Below are 16,355 nucleotides of genomic sequence, written 5' to 3'. Positions count from 1 at the left end.
CGGTCCGCCGGGCAGCCGGCCCGCCAGGCCGAGGGGTCACCGTGCCGCCGGGCCGCCAGGCCGACGGGTCACCGCGCCGCCGCTCACCCCACCCGCCCCGACACCGCATCCGCGACCACCTCGGCCTCTACCCCCATCCCCACGCCCACCCCCACCCCCACTCCCGCTGCCGCCTCCGCCTGTGGCCGCTCCGGCTCCGGGGCAGAGTGGGCGCGGCGGTAAGCAAGCGGGGAGAGGCCGAGGTGGGTGTGGAAGTGCTTGCGCAGGGCGACCGGGTCGCCGAAGCCGCAGGCGGTGGCGATGCGGGCGACGGTGAGGTCGGTGGATTCCAGGAGGTCGCGGGCTTGGACCAGGCGGCGTTGGAGCAGCCATCTGAGCGGGCTGGTGCCGACCTCGCCGCGGAAGCGGCGGGTGAACGTGCGCTCGCTCATGTGCGCGTGCCGGGCCATGTCCTCCAGGGTGATCGGCTCGGCCAGCCGGTCCAGGGCCCACTGCCGGGTGGCCGAGGTGGAGCGGTCCGCGTCCTCGGGCACCGGGTGCTCGATGAACTGCGCCTGGCCGCCCTCGCGCCACGGCGCCACCACGCACCGCCGCGCGGCGGCGCCGGCCACCGCCGCCCCGTGGTCCAGCCGGACCAGGTGCAGGCAGAGATCGATGCCGGCGGCTCCGCCCGCGGAGGTCAGGATGCGCCCGTTGTCGACGAACAGCACGTCGGGGTCGACGTCGACGCCGGGGAAAAGCCGCGCGAACAGGTCGCACAGCGCCCAGTGCGTGGTGGCCCGCCGGCCCTCCAGCAGTCCGGCCGCCGCGAGCAGGAAGGCGGACGTGCACAGGCTGACGACGCGGGCCCGCGGCGGGATGCGGTCGAGCGCGGCGGCCACGTCCTCGGGCAGCCTGCCGGTGGCGACCAGGCGCTCCTCGGGCTCCTGGGTGGCGATCACCACGGTGTCCGCGGTCTCCAGCAGCGACTCGTCGTGGTCGACGACGATCCGGAAGTCCTCGCTCGTACGGACCGGCCGGCCGCCGAGGGAACAGGTCGACACGGAGTAGAGCGGCGCCCCGTCCGGGCCGCGGGCCCCGTTGAACACGCGGGCCGGTATGCCCAGGTCCAGCGGTATGACCCCGTCGAGGGCGAGCACGACGACACGGTGCGGCATGGCCGTAATGGTACGACAGATGGCCGTACGGCCACTCGCCGCGATCACGGTCAGCGGAGAGGCTGGTCAGCGCGTCGGGACGGACGGGACATAGCGCGTCGGGACGTACGGGACGTACGGCCGCGAGCAGCGGGCACCCGAACGGTGAACACGCGAAACGACAACGAGCATGAGCATGAGCATGAGCGAGGAGAGCATGAGCGAGCAGACGATGCGGGCCGTCACGATCGAGGAGTTCGGCGGGCCGGAGGTGCTGACGCCCGGTCGCGTCGCGCGGCCCGAGCCGCTGCCGACCGAGGTGCTGGTGCGCGTGCACGCCGCCGGGATCAACCCGGTGGACTGGAAGACCCGCGCGGGACAGGGGATGGCGGGGCTCCAGAGGATGCCGCTGATCCTCGGCTGGGACGTCTCCGGCACCGTCGAGGAGGTCGGTTTCGGCGTCACCACGCTCGCGCCCGGCGACGAGGTCTACGCCATGCCGTGGTTCCCGCGGCCGGCGGGCGGCTACGCCGAGTTCGTCACGGCCCCGTCCCGCCAGTTCGCCCGTAAGCCCGCGTCCATCGGGCACGTCGAGGCCGCGGCGCTGCCGCTCGCCGCGCTCACCGCGTGGCAGGCCCTCGTCGACACGGCGGGCGTCACGAGCGGCCAGCGGGTGCTGGTGCACGCGGCGGCCGGCGGCGTCGGCCATCTCGCGGTGCAGTTCGCCAAGAACCTCGGCGCCGAGGTGATCGCGACCGCCCGCGAGCCGCGCCACGCCTGGCTGAGGGAACTGGGCGCGGACGAGACCATCGACTACACGCGGCAGCGCTTCGAGGAGGCCACGGGCGAGGTCGACGTCGTCATCGACCTCGTCGGCCCCCAGGACGACACCGACGCACGGTCCGTGGCGGCGACCCGCCGCGGCGGCCTCGTCATCTCCGTCCCGAGCGGCGTCTCGCAGAACCTGGCCGACGCGGCCGCGCGAGCGGGCGTCCGTACGAGCCCTCTCCTGGTCGAGCCCGACGCCACCGCGCTCACCGCCATCGCCGGCCTGGTCGACTCCGGCGCCGTCCGCGTCGAGGTCGAACGCACCTTCCCGCTGGAAGAGGCAGCCGAAGCCCACCGGCAAGGCGAAACCAACCGCACCCGCGGCAAACTCGTCCTCACCACGACCGACTGACGCCCCCTCACCGGAGAGGTCAGCCGGGCCCGCCACACAGACCAGGCCCCGGCCCCGCCGTCATGGCGGGACCGGCGGCGCTGGTCGTGGCAAGTACGCTCGCCGCGGGCTACGAGCAGCGGGGCTCGGGGCTCGGAGCCGCGACGCTGCCGGGCCGGGTGGCAGGCGAGACCCGGGGCCCACCACCCCGGGCAGCCGATTCCGTTGCGGCTCGGGGGCCACTCGATGTGGGCCGGGCCGTCGGTGGAGGGTGGTGTCATCGACGTGGACACCTGCTGCGAGAGTCCGCTGCGGGATGGTTCGGGGTGGATGCCTTCACCTTCGGTGTACGTGCTCCTCGGGCGGGTGGTCCATGGCCTCCGTGCGGACGGCCGCGCTGCGGTACGCGCCGGGGGTCTGGCCCATGGTCCGGGCGAACGTGTCGATGAACGCGCTGGTGGTGGCCCAGCCGCAACGGCGGGCCGTGCCGGTGACGCTGGCGCCCTCGGCCAGTTGGACCATGGCGTGGAAGACGCGGGTGCTGGTCCGCCACTGCGGGTACGTCGTGCCGAACTCCGTACGGAACAGCCGGGTCAGCGTCCGCTCACCGACCCCGACGCGGCGGGCCAGCCACGCCAGGGACCGCGGGCGACTCAGGTCCTCCTCGACCGCGCGGCAGGCGTGGGCCAGGCGCGGGTCCTGGGGAGTGGGCAGCCGCAGCGGCTGCACGTCCGCGCGGCGCAGCCGGTCGTGGACCACGGCCCGCAGGCGCCGCAGTTCGGGTTCCGGCAGGTCCCGGTCGGTGCAGGCGATGAAGAGTTCCCGCAGCAGGCCGTCCACGGCCAGCACCGTCGGCGTCCCGTCGGGCAGCGGGGCGTCGCCCGGCGGGAAGCCGATGGTGTGGATCATGCTCTCGCCGTAGACCCGGTGTTCGTGCCACATCTTCGCCGGGGTCCACACGGCCCGGTTGCTGGAGACCACCCAGGTCCCGCGCTCGGTCCGGACCGATGTGACTCCGGTGCTGACGTAGAGGAGCTGGTGGTAGTCGTGCCGGTGGCGGTCGATGACCTCGCCCGCCGCATGGACGTGCGCGGTCGCGATCGGGACCGGTACCGCGACCGGCATTGGGGTCGGGGTCGTGGGTCCGCCGTGCGCTTGGCCATTCTTCGACACAAGTAGGCAGAATAATGGAAGTGCGCCGCCATGCCCCGCTGGCAAAGTGACGGCATGCACACCACACCCAGCGCGTCGCTCCGGCGGCGCCACCGAACCAGCCCACGGAGTCGTACGTCCCGGCCGCTCCCGCCCCGGACGTACTACGACTCCGTGGCCGCGCCCCAGCTCCGTACCAGCGAGCCGGAGGCCGGGCTCCGGTGACAGTGGTCGACAAGCCGAAGAGCCCCACGGGCATAGCGGCCCGCCTCCGTGGCGCCGCCCTCGACACGCGCCCGCTGGCCGTCCCGGCCTACCGGCGCGTCCTGATCGGTCAGGGCGCCTCACTGATCGGGACGATGCTGACCGAGGTCGCCGTCCCCGTCGAGATCTACTCGATGTCGCACTCGTCGATGTACGTGGGTCTGGCCGGACTCGCCGGATTCGCACCCATCGTCGTGTTCGGCCTCTACGGCGGCGCCATCGCCGACGCGGTCGACCGCCGCCTGCTCTCCCTCTGCTCGTCGCTCGTGACGTGGGCCGTGACGATCCTCCTCCTCGTCCAGACCCTCCTGAACGTCCGGTCGGAGGCGCTGCTCCTCGCCCTCGTCGCCGTGCAGGGCGCCGCCTTCGCCACCTCCTCGTCGGCGCGCGGCGCCATCATCCCGCGCATCGTGCCGCGCGAACTGGTGCCCGCCGCCAATACGCTGCAATTCACGGTCGGCAATATCGGGCAGATCCTCGGACCGCTCATCGCGGGAATCCTGATCGCCTTCCCGCATGGGTTCGCCTACGCGTACGGCGCCGATGTACTCCTCTTCACCGCGACCCTGTACGCGACATTCCGGCTCCCTTCCATCAAACCGGCCGGCACGGTGGTCAAGGCGGGTGCCCGGGCCGTATTCGACGGCCTCCGCTTCATCGGCGGCAATCCGATACTGCTGATGTCGTTCGCGGTGGACATCGCCGCCATGGTGCTCGCCATGCCGAAAGCGCTCTTCCCCCAGGCGGCCGCCACGCATTTCCACGGCGGAATCGGACTGCTGTATTCGGCGATCGCCATCGGCTCGCTGCTGGCGGGGCTGTGCAGCGGCTGGATCTCCCGCGTGCGGCGTCAGGGGGTGGCGCTCACCCTCGCGGTCGTCGGCTGGGCGACCGGCATCGCCCTGGCCGGTTTCTCCCGTACGCTCTGGCTCACCGTCGCACTCCTCATGCTCGCCGGCGCCGCCGACCTGGTCAGCTCCGTCTACCGGCAGACGATCCTCCAGACGTACGCCCCGGACGAGATGCGCGGGCGCATGCAGGGCGTCTTCACCGTCGTGGTGGCCGGCGGCCCCCGCCTCGGCGACCTGCGCGCGGGCGCCATGGCCGCGGCCACCACCTTCAGCATCGCCTGGTCGGGCAGCGCCGTGCTGTGCGTCGGCCTCGTGCTCATCGGGGCCTTCGCCGTACGCCCGTTCTGGCGCTACGACGCCCACGCGGCGACACACGCCTCGCACACGTCACACGCCATACGGGCCTCGGGCGGCTCAGAGGGCTCCGGCAGCTCCGGCGGCTCCGGCGGTTCTGCGGACTCTGACGGGTCAGACGGCGCACAGGGGTCACACGAGGCGCCAACCTCACTCGACACACCGGCCTCGCACGACGCTCACGCCAAGTCGCCGGCCGCGCGCGGGGAGCCCTGACGCGTTACCGGGTTTCCAGGTCGTAGTCCTGTCCCCGCCAACTGAACGCGCCGTCGGACGGCCACCGCGCCACGCCGTCCTGGAGCGTGAAGAGCCCGGCGGCGGCCTCGGCGGCCGCCCGATAGAACTCCGCCTGCCGGCTGTTGTAATCGCGCTGCGTGTGCGGGTCCGGCCGGAACCGGTATTCGTGCTGCGAATTCGCGACCCCGTTGGCGCTGATCCCAACGGCTCGGCTGCCGGTCCTGCTCTCGTAGTAGGTGAATGTCCGACCGTTCACTGTCACCTCGGGCATGATGCCCTCCTCCGGGTAACCCAGTGCTTCGGTACGCCGGTGCGCTGATGCGCTGATGCGCTGTGATGCGCCATGGAGCCGGTACGTCCGTATTTCCGCTCCGTCACCGTGGCCCTGGATGTTCCCAGGAATTCACGCCCCTCGGAAGGCGCGTTCCCGCCTTTCCCGGCAGACGGGCCCGGACCGCCGACAGCGGGCCGTTGTAGGGTCGGCCCGTGAATCATGGCGACGGGGTGGAGATACGGGACGCGGGCACGGCGGACGCTGCGGTGATCGCGCGTATTCATATGGAGTCGCGCGCGGCGACGATGCCGTACCTTCCGGCCCAGCGGCGCGGCGCCGACGAGGTCGTGTGGTGGATCGAGCACATCGTGTTCAAGGAGTGCCGGGTGTGGGTGGCGGTCCTCGGCGCGGAGGTGCTGGGCTACGCCGCCCTGGAGGGCGACATGCTCGAACACCTCTATCTGCGCCCGGACGTCCGCCGCCGCGGCATCGGCACGCTCCTGCTCGACGAGGCCCGGCGGCACAGCCCCGGCGGCATGTCGCTGCGCGTCTTCCAGCTCAACACGGACGCCCGCCGCTTCTACGAGCGCCACGGCTTCACCGTGCTCGACACCAATGACGGCAGCCGCAACATGGAGAGCCTGCCCGACATGACCATGCGCTGGACACCGGCCACCTCTCGGTAGGAGGCGGAGCCGGGATGCCCCGGAGGCGGAACCGGGACGTCCAGCCCCGCGCGGTACGTACCAAGTCCGACATTCCTCAACCGCCGGACCGCATGTGGTACGGACCAGAGTCGGCGTGACGAAGCGTCGGCCCGATCGTGGTACGGACCAGCGCCGGCGACCCGAGCCGCCCCCGGTGGTACGGACCAGCGCCGGTACTCCAAGCCGCTCCGCTCAACGCGGTACGGACCAAGGCCGGCATCACCACCCTCGCACCGCCCCCGGTACGTACCAGCACCGGCACCACGAACCGCCCCGCCGCCCCCGGTACGTACCAAGTCGCCGCTCCCGATCCCGAGCCCGATGCCGCCCCCGCCTCACGGCCCCGTACGCGCGGCGAGCCAGCCGGCGCCACGGGCAGCCAAGGCGCGGCGGCGCTGCCACCGCGACCGGGGCGGCACGACCCCGCCACCCACCGGCATGGAGGCGGGAGCAGAAGCGGAAACAGAAGCGGCCGAAGACGGGGACGCCGTAGACGGGGTCGCCTCGACCACGGCGGCGAGGCGCCGGCCGGCTCGGGCCAGGTCGGTCATGAGCTGGTCTCTTCGCGCTCCGGGGGCGGTGGTGCGCAGGGCGGTGTAGAGGCCCTCGACGCGGGCCACGGCCGCCCCGATGCGCAGGTTGGCGCTTCCGGTCGGCGGTTGCTGCTCCTGCGACAACTCCACTGCCCCTTCCCTCGGCCGGGCCGCCTCGCGGATCGGCGGCGGGCCCGCATCACAACTTGCCCAATTGCGCAATCTTGCAACTATATTAGCGACCCAACCCGCCGCCGACCCATGTGGCCCCGGTCACAGACGCTTGCGAGCTTGCGTGACCAGGCAACTCACGCGGTGACCCAACCGTCTCACTGCTCGAAGAGCACAGGCAGGGCCGAAACGTGCTGGCGGGGGAAAGCCGGTGGACCGCCGAACAAACTGGTGAAAGCGGACGAATGCAAGAGCAACAGACATGGGCAGCAGGCGGCGGACCATCCCGCCGCGGCGCCCACGGCGCCCCGTATCCGCCGCGGGAGTGGCCCGCCGCGCCGGAGCCCGCCTCCCCCGAAGCGGTCGGCCCGCGCGGTTCCCGGCGGGCGGGCAGCGCCCCCGCCCGGCGCGGCGCGCGGGGCGCCGTGGCCGTCGCCCTGGTGGTGCCCCCGCTGCTGGGCGCCGCCGTGGACAGCGTGATCGGCTCCGGCCCGGGGTGGACCATGGCGGCCGGGGCCACGCTGGGCGCGGCCTGGTCGACCGTCCTGGCGGCCCGGCGGCACGCCCTGTGGTGGGTGGTGCCGCTGCCCCCGCTGGTGGTGTTCGCGGTGACGGCGGGCGCGGGGCTGCTCGGCGGCGGTTCGGCGGGCGCCAAGACGCTCGCCACCAGCATGGTGCGCTGGGCCGTCGCCGGTTTCCCGGCGATGGCAGCGGCGGAGTGCGCGGTACTCGCGGTACTGGCCCTGCGCGGCATTGGGGGCCTCGGGCGCGGGAGGCGCGGAAATGGCTGACGAACGCGGACCCCGGCAGTCGGGGCCGAACGGACCCAACGGGTCGTACGGATACAACGGGCCGTATGGACCCGACGAGTCGCACGGGCCCAACGGGTCGTACGGCCCCACCAAGCACGGCGGCCGCGGCCGGCGCTCCCGGGCCCGCGGGGCGGGCGGCGGTACGGGCGGGCGGCCGCCGCGGGCGGTGCTGGCGCTGCGCGCCATGGTCTGGGCCGCCTCCGCCGTGGTACTCGTCACCTGCGGCGTCACCTGGTACGCGTACCGCTCGCTGACCGACGGCATGACGACGTCGAACGCGCTGGACTCCATCAAGAAGAACGCGCCCAAACACCTCGACAGCTCGGTCAACCTGCTGCTGATCGGCCTCGACTCGCGCAAGGACATGGACGGCAACGACCTGCCCAAGGAGTTCGTGCAGGACCAGTTGCACGCGGGGTCGAGCGAGATCGGCTACTACAACACCAACACGCTGATCCTGATGCACATACCGAAGGACGGCGGCAAGGTCCAGGCGTTCTCGGTGCCCCGCGACGACTATGTGCAGACCTTCAACGGCGACGGCTCCGTACAGGGCCACTTCAAGATCAAGGAGGCGTACTCCAACGCCTACACCGGGGCCCACGACAAGTTCGCCGCCCAGGGGATGAAGGGCGCGAAGCTGGAGGGCAAGAGCCGGGAGGCCGGGCGGCAGGCGACGCTGGCCACGGTGCAGAAGTTCCTGGACGTGCCGATCGACCACTTCGCCGAGGTCAATCTGCTCGGCTTCTACGACATAGCCAAGGTGCTCCAGCCGATCACGGTCTGCCTCAAGCACCCCGTGAAGGACCACTACTCCGGGGCCGACTTCCCGGCCGGGGTGCAGAAGCTCGACGCCAAGCAGTCGCTGGCCTTCGTGCGCCAGCGGCACGGGCTGCTCAACGGCGACCTCGACCGCACCCGCCGCCAGCAGGCGTTCATCTCCTCCGTCACCCATGAGCTGAAGAGCCAGGGCGCGTGGAGCGACCTGGGCAAGTTGCAGGGGCTCTTCGACGTCGTCAAGAAGGACCTCGTCCTCGACCAGTCCTGGGACGTGCTCGACTTCGCCCAGCAGGCGCCCAACCTCACCGGCGGGAACGTCGTCTTCCACACCCTGCCGATCACCGGGTTCGGCACCCGCAACAAGGAGTCGGTCAACCTGGTCGACCCGGAGCAGGTGCGGAAGATCGTCCAAAAGGCGTTCGCCACCGCCGACACCAAGGATTCCTCCGACGGCAAGAAGGACCAGAAGGACAAGAAGGACGAGAAAGCAGCCCCCGGCACCGTCGACGTCCGCAACGGCAACGGGGGCAACGGCGCCGCCGAGGCCGAACTCAAGGCCCTGGTCAAGCTCGGCTACACCGAGGGGGTGGCGGGCGACGCCCCCGCGCAGGCGCGCACCACGATCGCGTACGGCAGCGGCGCGGACAAGGCCGCGCAGCAGATAGCGGACCGGCTGAAGACGGCGGCGCCCGTGGCGAGCGCGTCCGTGCCGGCGGGCCACGTCGTCATCACCCTCGGCAAGGACTACAAGCTCCCGGCCGAGTCGCCCGCCAAGTCGGGCGGCGACACGTCGAGCGGGGGCGGGTCGAGCGGCGACACGTCGAGCAGCGGCTCGGGGAAGTCCTCGTCGGACGATGACGACGACACGTCGGGGCCGGCGGTGAAGGCGGGCGGCGTACCGTGCGTCAACTGACGGCCGTACGCGAGCGGGTGCCCGCGCCCGTACACGAGCCGGTGACCGTACGGGCGTCGATGCCCGTAAGCGAACCGACGCCCGTACGACCGGCGCTGGACGGCACTGAAAGACACTGAACGACACTGAACGGCGCTGAACGGCGCTGAACGGCAAGAACTAAGCGTTACCTAACCTACGCCCAGCGTCACCTTTCGGACACCGCCGCGGCCGGGGCCCCGCTCCCCCGGTCGCGGCGGCGTTTCCGGGCCCGCCCGGTCGGCGCTCCCGCTGCTCACGACGTCAGGGGCGCGCCCGGCGCGCACCCCTGACACGCGCCGGGGAACACCCCTCCGCGCGCCGCTTCGGTGACGATTACACGCGTCCCGGGGCCCCCGGGCGCCTCGGGGCGCGGCTGGAATAACACTCACGTCCCCTGGATCACCCGCCTTACGTTCAATGGCGTGCGGCGGTGAACACCGGCCCGATTGCCGTGTCGAGCGCCAGATCCGGTCGAGAATCCGCTTCCCGGCCGACGATCGATCCGCTGACGTCCGCCGCGCGGAGCACCACGCATGTGCCAACGTCCACGCGCCGCCGGCCGGGCCCCGCGCCCCGTCGCCGCCGCGCCGCACCTGCCCGGAAACCCTTCCGAACGGGGAGTGCACAATGGCTACCTTTGTTCCCGTGGAGAGCGTGACCAGCTCCCGCGACCGCTCGCGCGTCCACTACAAGCGGTTCCACAACATCTATCTGTACGTCACCGAGAAGTGCCAACTGCGCTGCGGGCACTGCTACATGGGCGACCGGCTGGAGCGCGGACTGTCGCTGACGTTCGAGCGCGCGAGCAACATCATGGACTACTGCCGCACCCTGGGCGGCGAGTACATCACCTTCCTCGGCGGCGAGCCCACGCTCCACCCCGACCTGCCCCGCATGGTCGACTACGCCGAGGAGCTGGGCTACAAGCAGATCATGATCAACTCCAATGGTCTGCTGGAGCGCACCATCGACAAGATCGACCCGGCGAAGCTGCACTACATCTCGTTCAGCCTGGACGGCGCGAGCCCCGCCACCCATGACGCGATCCGCGGCGAGGGCATGTTCGACAAGACGGTCCCGTGCATCCGCGAGACCATCGCCGCGGGCTACGACGTGCGGCTGATCTGCACGATCTCCCAGCTCAACATCGACGACGCGGCGCCGCTCCTCTCGCTCGCCGACGAACTCGGCGTCAAGATGGTCAACTTCCACGTCTTCTCCGAGGAGGGGCGCGGGATCGCCAACGCCGACGAGTGGTCGCTCTCCCCGCAGCGCTGGATCGACTTCTACGAGTACCTGGAGTCGATCAAGGACAACTACCGGACGTCGATCTGGTACCCGCCGACCTACGCGGGCCCGCAGAAGCTGGAGCGGTACATCGACGAGGGGTACCGGGGCTGCGTCGGCTGCTCCCTCGACCGGCTGTCCATCTTCCCGGACGGCCGCTGCTACGTCTGCTCGGTGCTGTTCGACGAGCCGATGCACTTCGCCACGATGACCGACCGCGGGCTGCGGCTGAACCGCCAGCACAACGAGTTCGAGCTGTTCACGCAGGCCACCTTCCAGGCCAAGGACGAGCCCTGGCTGAGCGGCTGCCCCGCCGAGGAGGTGCTGGCCAAGAACGGCAAGCCGCAGAACCCCGAGGGGCTGGTCTCGATGTGCCGGCTGTGGAAGTCCCAGGCGTGACGCCGAGCGGACCGGACCTGCCTTCGGGCGCCGGGGTGCGCCCCGGCGCCCGGGAAGAGGAGAGAGCACAGACATGGCCGTAGCCCCACCCGAGGAGGCGGTGGCCGGCCGTCCGGCCCCCGCGGTACGGACCCAGGCCGCCGAGCGCGCGCGGATCAAGCTGGCCTGGCGGCAGATGCCGGTGATGGCCGGGCTGCGCCGGAGGTTCCGGCCCGAGAAGCCGCTGCGCGACGTCCGGATCGCCGCGGCCCTGCACATCAGCCCCGAGAGCGCCCATCTGCTGGTCGCCCTGAAGGACGCCGGGGCGCACATACTGCTGCACCCGTCGAACCCCCGGACCGTGGACGCGGGCGCGGTGGCCGAGCTGGAGCGGCACCGTACGATCCGGGTCCTCGCCCCGGACCCGGCGGCCGGCCCGGACCGTCTCGCCGGTCAACTCGCGGACTTCCGGCCGCAGTTGCTGATCGACAACTCCGCGCTCCTCGTGGCCTGCGCCGAACGCCCGGAGTCGGCGGCCGAGTTGGTGGGCGCCACCGTGCACTCGCGCAGCGGCACCCAGACCGTCGAGGCGCTGGCCGCCGCGGGCACACCGCTCGCGGTGCCCGTCCTGTCGCTGGTGGACAATCCGCTCAAGAACACGATCGAGACGCCCATGGGCACCGGGCAGTCCACCGCCGCCGCGGTCATCGGGGCCACCGGCGCGCAGCTCAGCGGCAAGAACGTGGCGGTCATCGGGTACGGGACGGCGGGGCGTGGCATCGCCTCCTACATCTCGTCGCTCCGGGCCCGGGTGACGGTGGTGGACACCTCGGCCGTCGCCTGCCTGCGGGCGGCCGCCGCCGGGCACGGCATCGACTCGCTGACCAACGCGCTGAGCAACGCCGACATCGTCATCGTGGCCACCGGCACGCACGGCGTCATCGGCGGCCACGACCTGGACCTGCTGCGCGACGGGGTGGTGCTCGGCAACATCGGGCACTACCCGGACGCCATCGACGTGCCCGCGCTGGCCGCCGCGGCGAAGAGGGTCCTGTCGGTCTCCACCGGCCTCGACGAGTACCAACTACCCGACAAGTCCGTGTACTTGCTGGGCGGCGGCGTGCAGTTCAACCACGTCTGCGGGGGCGGCAATTCCAGCGAGATGATGGACCTCTCACTGTCGCTGCACGCCCTGTGCGCCGTACGGCTGTGGGAGCGGCGCGGCACGCTGCCGCCGGGGCTGTCGGTGGCCCCCGAGGAGCTGACCGAGGACGTGGCCCGCGCCAAGCTCAGGGCGTTGGGATACGTCGGATGACGGACACCGCACCCATGCCCGTACTGGCCTCCCTGGCACGGGACTTCGAGCGGCGGCGCCCGCTCGCGGGCCGCAGGGTGGCCGCCGCCCTCAACGTCACCGGCGAGGCGGCGCGGCTCGTGCGGGTCCTCCGCGCGGGCGGCGCCCACGTCGTCGTGGTGTCGTCCAAGTCCACCACCTTCGACCCCGCGGCGGGCCGCGAGATGGCCGCGCTCGGCGCGCGGGTGCTGGACACCCCCTTGCAGGAGTCGGACTCCGGCGTCCGCGAGGTGCTGGACTTCGGCCCGGACCTGGTCGTCGACAACGGCGAACTCGCCCTGCTGTGGAGCCGGACGGACGGCGCGCCGGCGGTGCTCGGCGGGACGGCGCACTCCCAGAACGCGGTGAAGAAGGTGACGGCGGCGGGCGGCGCGCTGCCGTTCCCGCTGTTCTCCGTCGCCTCCGCCGCCCTCAAGTCCGCGGTCGAGACGGCGCACGGCACGGGCCAGGCCGCGCTCCTCGGCGTGCTCGACGCGGGAGTCCAACTCGCGGGCAAGAGCGTGCTGGTGGTGGGCTACGGCGTCACCGGACGCGCGGTCGCCGACTACGCGCGGGGCTGCCACTGCCGCGTCGAGGTCGCCGAGGTCTCCCCGGTGGCCGCGCTGCGGGCCGTCTACGCGGGCCACCGGCTGGTGCCGCTGGACAGCGCGCTGCCCGCCGCCGATGTCGTCATCACCGTCACCGACGCGCGCGGGGTACTCCCCCTGGAGCGGCTGCGCGCCCTCAAGGACGGCGCGGTCGTCGGCGGGATCGGCCACTCCCCCGAGGAGATCGACCGGGCCGCGCTCGCCACCGCCGCCACCGCCCGTACGACCGCGCCCGGCCGGGTCGAGTACGTCCTGGACGGCAAGCGGCTCACCCTCCTGGAGGGGCCGGGCGGCAACCACGTCTACGCGGGGATCAACCCGCCGGAGATGATGGACATCTCCCTGGCGCTGCACGCCCTGTGCCTGACGCACCTCGCGGAGCGCCCGGGCCCGGCGTCGGCATCGGCGTCGGCGGCGGCGTCGGCACCCGAACGCGACCCGCTGCCGGCGCGGCTGCTGCCGGTGCCCGCCGAGGTCGAGGCGGAGGTGGCCCGGCGCAAGCTCGCCGCGCTGGGTTACGACTGGCCGCCCGCCCCGGACCGGGCCGCCTCGAAGCCGGACCCGAGTACGGAAGCGGCTTCAGCCTCGGCCTCACCCTCGGCGGCATCGATCTCGACCTCGGACCGGGAGGCTTCGTGAACGTCCTCGTCCGCGGTGCCATCAGCGCGCTCGGCCAACGCGTCCTCGCCGCCGAACTCGCCGCCCCCCGCTTCCACTTGGAGTACTCGCGGGCGGACGACGAAACGGACCGGAAGGCCAAGTTCGGCCGGTGCGACGTCATCATGGTGGATCAGGAGCCGCTGACCGAGGCGGACTTCGCGCTGCTGCACCGGGTCCGGCTGGTGCAGCGGCTGGGTCGCGGGCAGTACGACATCTCCGGTGAGCTGGCCGCGGCGGCGGCGCACGGTGTGCCCGTGGCGCACAACAAGTCCGGGTTCGCCGCGGCGGCCACCGCCGAACACACTGTCATGGCGGCGCTGGCGCTGCTGCGTCGGCTGCCCGACGCCGACGCGTTCGTACGCTCCGGCGAGTGGCGGTCCTCCAACCGGTTCGACGCGGCGACCCGTCAGTTGGCCGGGGCATCGGTGGCGCTGGTGGGCATGGGCCGGGTCGGCACGGCGGCGGCCCGGCTGCTGGCGGCCTTCGGCGCCGAGGTCGGCTACTTCTCCCGCACCCGCCTCGACCCGGACCACGAGCGCCGAATCGGGGCCGAATACCGCCCGTTGGAGGAGTTGCTGCCCGCCGCGGACGTGGTGAGCCTGCACGTACGGGCCGACGCCGCCGACTACCGTTTCGGCGCGCGGGAGTTCGCGCTCATGCGGCCTGGCCGCTACTTCGTCAACACCTCGCGCGGCGGCCTCGTCAACGAGGCCGCCCTGGCCACGGCCCTGCGCTCCGGCCGCCTCGCCGGGGCCGCCCTCGACGTGTTCGCCGCCGAGCCCCTGGCCCCCGCCTCCCCGCTCGACGGGGCCCCGAACCTGCTCCTGACACCCCATATCGCCGGTCGCACCCGGGAGGTAGCCGAGATGTACTTCCGCTCCGCCTGCGCCAACATCGTCCGCCTGGAGGCAGGCCAACCGTTGCGGGACCTCATCGAGCCCATGGCGCGGGGTGCTCGCTGATGCTCGTCCTGGGAATCAACTTCGGCTTCCACGACCCGTCCGCCGCGCTGCTGGAGGACGGCAGGCTGCTGGCCATGGCCGAGCAGGAGCGGTTCAGCCGCCGCAAGCGGGCCCGGCTGGAGATGCCGATCGAGGCCGTACGGTCCTGTCTGCGGCAGGCCGGCGCCCGCGCCTCCGATGTCGCGGCCATCGCCACGGGCTGGGACATCGAGCGCTTCGAGCCGGCGCTGCCCGCCGCGCCCTATCTGGAGCTGGACAACGCCCTGCCCGCCGAGTTCGACCGCCCGCTGCGGCCGAAGGCGATCCCGGTGGCCCACCACCTGTCGCACGCGGCCAGCGCCCTGTGGTCCAGCGGCTTCGACGAGGCGGCCATCGTGGTGGTGGACGGTCAGGGCGAGCGGGAGTCCAGCTCGATCGCGTACGGCGACGGCGACGGCATCCGGACGCTCGCGAGCTACCCCGTCAACGCCTCCCTCGGGCACTTCTACCGGGCCGCGACCCAGTACGCGGGGCTGGAGACCGCGAACTCCCGCGGCGAGGGCAAGCTGATGGGGCTGGCCGCGTACGGCCGGGCGCAGGACCCGATGCCGTTGGTCACCGAGGGCGGCGGCCCCGCGATGGCGCCCGATCTGCGGGTCGAGCACACCGCGAACACCCGCACCGAGATGCGCGAGGCGCTGCTGTCCTGGTGGCGGCGGACCACGTTCCCGTACCTCGACGGGCAGCGCGCGGAGCAGATGGTGTACGCCAACTTCGCGGCCTCCGCGCAGGCCGCACTGGAGAAGGCGCTGCTCGACCTCGCCCGGCACGCCCGCGACGCGACGAACAGCGGGCGGCTGGTGGTGGCCGGCGGTGTCGCGCAGAACTGCTCGGCCAACTCGCGGATCGCCGCCAGCGGCCTCTTCGACGAGTACTACTTCCTGCCCGTCGCCCACGACCCGGGCGTCAGCCTCGGGGCCGCGCTCCAGGTCGCGCACGAGCACGCCCGGACGACGGGCGGGGCGTTCACGCCCACCCGCATCGACCACGCCTACTGGGGGCCGGGCCCCGATGACGCGCAGATCGCCGAGGCGCTGCGGGCGGACGGGCTGCACGTCGTGCGGGTCCCGGAGGCCGAGCTGATCGGCCATGTGGCGACCGCCATGACGGAGGGCCGGATCGTCGGCTGGTGCTCGGGGCGCGCGGAGATCGGGCCCCGGGCGCTCGGCGCGCGCAGCGTGCTCGCCGACCCGCGCAGCCGCGAGATCGTCTCCCGGCTCAACCGGATCAAGGGGCGTGAGATCTGGCGGCCGCTCGCGCCGAGCGTCCTCGCCGAGCGGTTCGACACGTACTTCGACGCCCCGCACCGCTCCCCGTTCATGAACGTCTCCGCGCTCGTACGGCCCGAGGTGCGCTCCCGCGTCCCGGCCATCGTGCACGTCGACGGCACGGCGCGCCCGCAGACGGTGGACCGCGAGCACAGCCCCCGCTACTGGTCGCTGATCCGCCGCTTCGAGGAGCTGACGGGCGTGCCGGTGGTGCTCAACACCTCCTTCAACCTGGCGGGCGAGCCCATCGTGAACTCCCCCGCCGACGCCGTCCGCACCTTCCTCAACAGCGAACTCGACCTGCTGGTGCTCGGCCCGTGGCTCGCCGCGAAGGACCCGTCCCTGCTGCCGGGCGGGCCGGCCGGCGTCGTGTCGCGTCTCGCGGCCGGGCCCGCCGCGGGGGCGGCGGCGGAGGCCGAGGTGGATCATGCCTCGCTCGGCGGGTGAGGGCGCGGA

The 16,355-nt window shown here is 72.5% G+C and carries 14 protein-coding genes; 10 read left to right on the top strand and 4 right to left on the bottom strand.

Translation table 11 applies throughout. The annotated features are described in order from the left end of the window. Positions 1-83: 83 nt before the first annotated feature. Positions 84-1,157 carry a GlxA family transcriptional regulator gene (locus IF55_RS30355; RefSeq protein ID WP_030877537.1) on the bottom strand — a complete coding sequence of 358 codons (1,074 nt, stop codon included), beginning with the start codon at positions 1,155-1,157 and terminating at the stop codon, positions 84-86. A gap of 196 nt (positions 1,158-1,353) precedes the next feature. Between IF55_RS30355 and IF55_RS30350 the strand changes: the two genes are divergently transcribed. After that, positions 1,354-2,316 (top strand): NADP-dependent oxidoreductase, encoded by a 963-nt coding sequence (locus IF55_RS30350; protein WP_030877540.1) that lies wholly within the window; start codon positions 1,354-1,356, stop codon positions 2,314-2,316. A gap of 315 nt (positions 2,317-2,631) precedes the next feature. Here IF55_RS30350 and IF55_RS30345 read toward each other — a convergent pair whose 3' ends face one another. Beyond that, positions 2,632-3,420 (bottom strand): AraC family transcriptional regulator, encoded by a 789-nt coding sequence (locus IF55_RS30345; protein WP_048832763.1) that lies wholly within the window; start codon positions 3,418-3,420, stop codon positions 2,632-2,634. 248 nt (positions 3,421-3,668) lie between these two features. On the opposite strand from IF55_RS30345, the gene IF55_RS30340 reads away from it, so the two are divergent. After that, the gene (locus IF55_RS30340) at positions 3,669-5,132 is read left to right on the top strand and encodes an MFS transporter (protein ID WP_078645524.1); all 1,464 of its coding nucleotides are present in this window, start codon (positions 3,669-3,671) and stop codon (positions 5,130-5,132) included. Positions 5,133-5,136: 4 nt separating this feature from the next. Here IF55_RS30340 and IF55_RS30335 read toward each other — a convergent pair whose 3' ends face one another. Next, a complete protein-coding gene (locus tag IF55_RS30335; RefSeq protein WP_030877546.1) occupies positions 5,137-5,424 on the bottom strand; it encodes a hypothetical protein in 288 nt (95 codons plus the stop codon). A 287-nt stretch (positions 5,425-5,711) separates the two neighbouring features. Here IF55_RS30335 and IF55_RS30330 point away from each other — a divergent pair, with 287 nt between their 5' ends. Beyond that, positions 5,712-6,113: a GNAT family N-acetyltransferase gene (locus IF55_RS30330; protein ID WP_211270058.1), complete on the top strand. Its 402-nt coding sequence runs from the start codon at positions 5,712-5,714 to the stop codon at positions 6,111-6,113. A gap of 356 nt (positions 6,114-6,469) precedes the next feature. Here the strand turns inward: IF55_RS30330 and IF55_RS30325 are convergent, their stop codons facing one another. Then, positions 6,470-6,817 (bottom strand): hypothetical protein, encoded by a 348-nt coding sequence (locus IF55_RS30325; RefSeq protein ID WP_048832761.1) that lies wholly within the window; start codon positions 6,815-6,817, stop codon positions 6,470-6,472. 266 nt (positions 6,818-7,083) lie between these two features. On the opposite strand from IF55_RS30325, the gene IF55_RS30320 reads away from it, so the two are divergent. The 7 genes from IF55_RS30320 to IF55_RS30290 all read left to right on the top strand — a co-directional run bounded on the left by IF55_RS30320 (position 7,084) and on the right by IF55_RS30290 (position 16,346). Beyond that, positions 7,084-7,629, top strand: a complete 546-nt coding sequence (locus tag IF55_RS30320; protein WP_048832759.1) for a DUF6542 domain-containing protein — start codon at positions 7,084-7,086, stop codon at positions 7,627-7,629. Beyond that, positions 7,622-9,343 (top strand): LCP family protein, encoded by a 1,722-nt coding sequence (locus IF55_RS30315; RefSeq protein WP_078645521.1) that lies wholly within the window; start codon positions 7,622-7,624, stop codon positions 9,341-9,343. The genes IF55_RS30320 and IF55_RS30315 overlap by 8 nt, the downstream gene beginning before the upstream one ends. Before the next feature lie 648 nt (positions 9,344-9,991). Beyond that, the gene (locus IF55_RS30310) at positions 9,992-11,050 is read left to right on the top strand and encodes a radical SAM/SPASM domain-containing protein (RefSeq protein ID WP_063764065.1); all 1,059 of its coding nucleotides are present in this window, start codon (positions 9,992-9,994) and stop codon (positions 11,048-11,050) included. A gap of 73 nt (positions 11,051-11,123) precedes the next feature. After that, positions 11,124-12,344 carry an adenosylhomocysteinase gene (locus tag IF55_RS30305; RefSeq protein ID WP_030877556.1) on the top strand — a complete coding sequence of 407 codons (1,221 nt, stop codon included), beginning with the start codon at positions 11,124-11,126 and terminating at the stop codon, positions 12,342-12,344. Continuing rightward, positions 12,341-13,609, top strand: a complete 1,269-nt coding sequence (locus IF55_RS30300; protein WP_157854282.1) for an NAD(P)-dependent oxidoreductase — start codon at positions 12,341-12,343, stop codon at positions 13,607-13,609. The genes IF55_RS30305 and IF55_RS30300 overlap by 4 nt, the downstream gene beginning before the upstream one ends. Beyond that, positions 13,606-14,592: a 2-hydroxyacid dehydrogenase gene (locus IF55_RS30295; protein ID WP_048832755.1), complete on the top strand. Its 987-nt coding sequence runs from the start codon at positions 13,606-13,608 to the stop codon at positions 14,590-14,592. The genes IF55_RS30300 and IF55_RS30295 overlap by 4 nt, the downstream gene beginning before the upstream one ends. Further along, entirely contained in the window at positions 14,592-16,346 is a 1,755-nt protein-coding gene (locus IF55_RS30290; protein ID WP_048832753.1) for a carbamoyltransferase family protein, read from the top strand. The genes IF55_RS30295 and IF55_RS30290 overlap by 1 nt, the downstream gene beginning before the upstream one ends. The last annotated feature ends 9 nt before the right edge of the window (positions 16,347-16,355 follow it).

It is taken from the genome of Streptomyces varsoviensis, assembly GCF_000718635.1.
Taxonomy (GTDB): domain Bacteria; phylum Actinomycetota; class Actinomycetes; order Streptomycetales; family Streptomycetaceae; genus Streptomyces; species Streptomyces varsoviensis.
The sequence above is the reverse complement of the archived record's forward strand: the minus strand, read 5'-3'. Positions and strand labels throughout refer to the sequence as shown.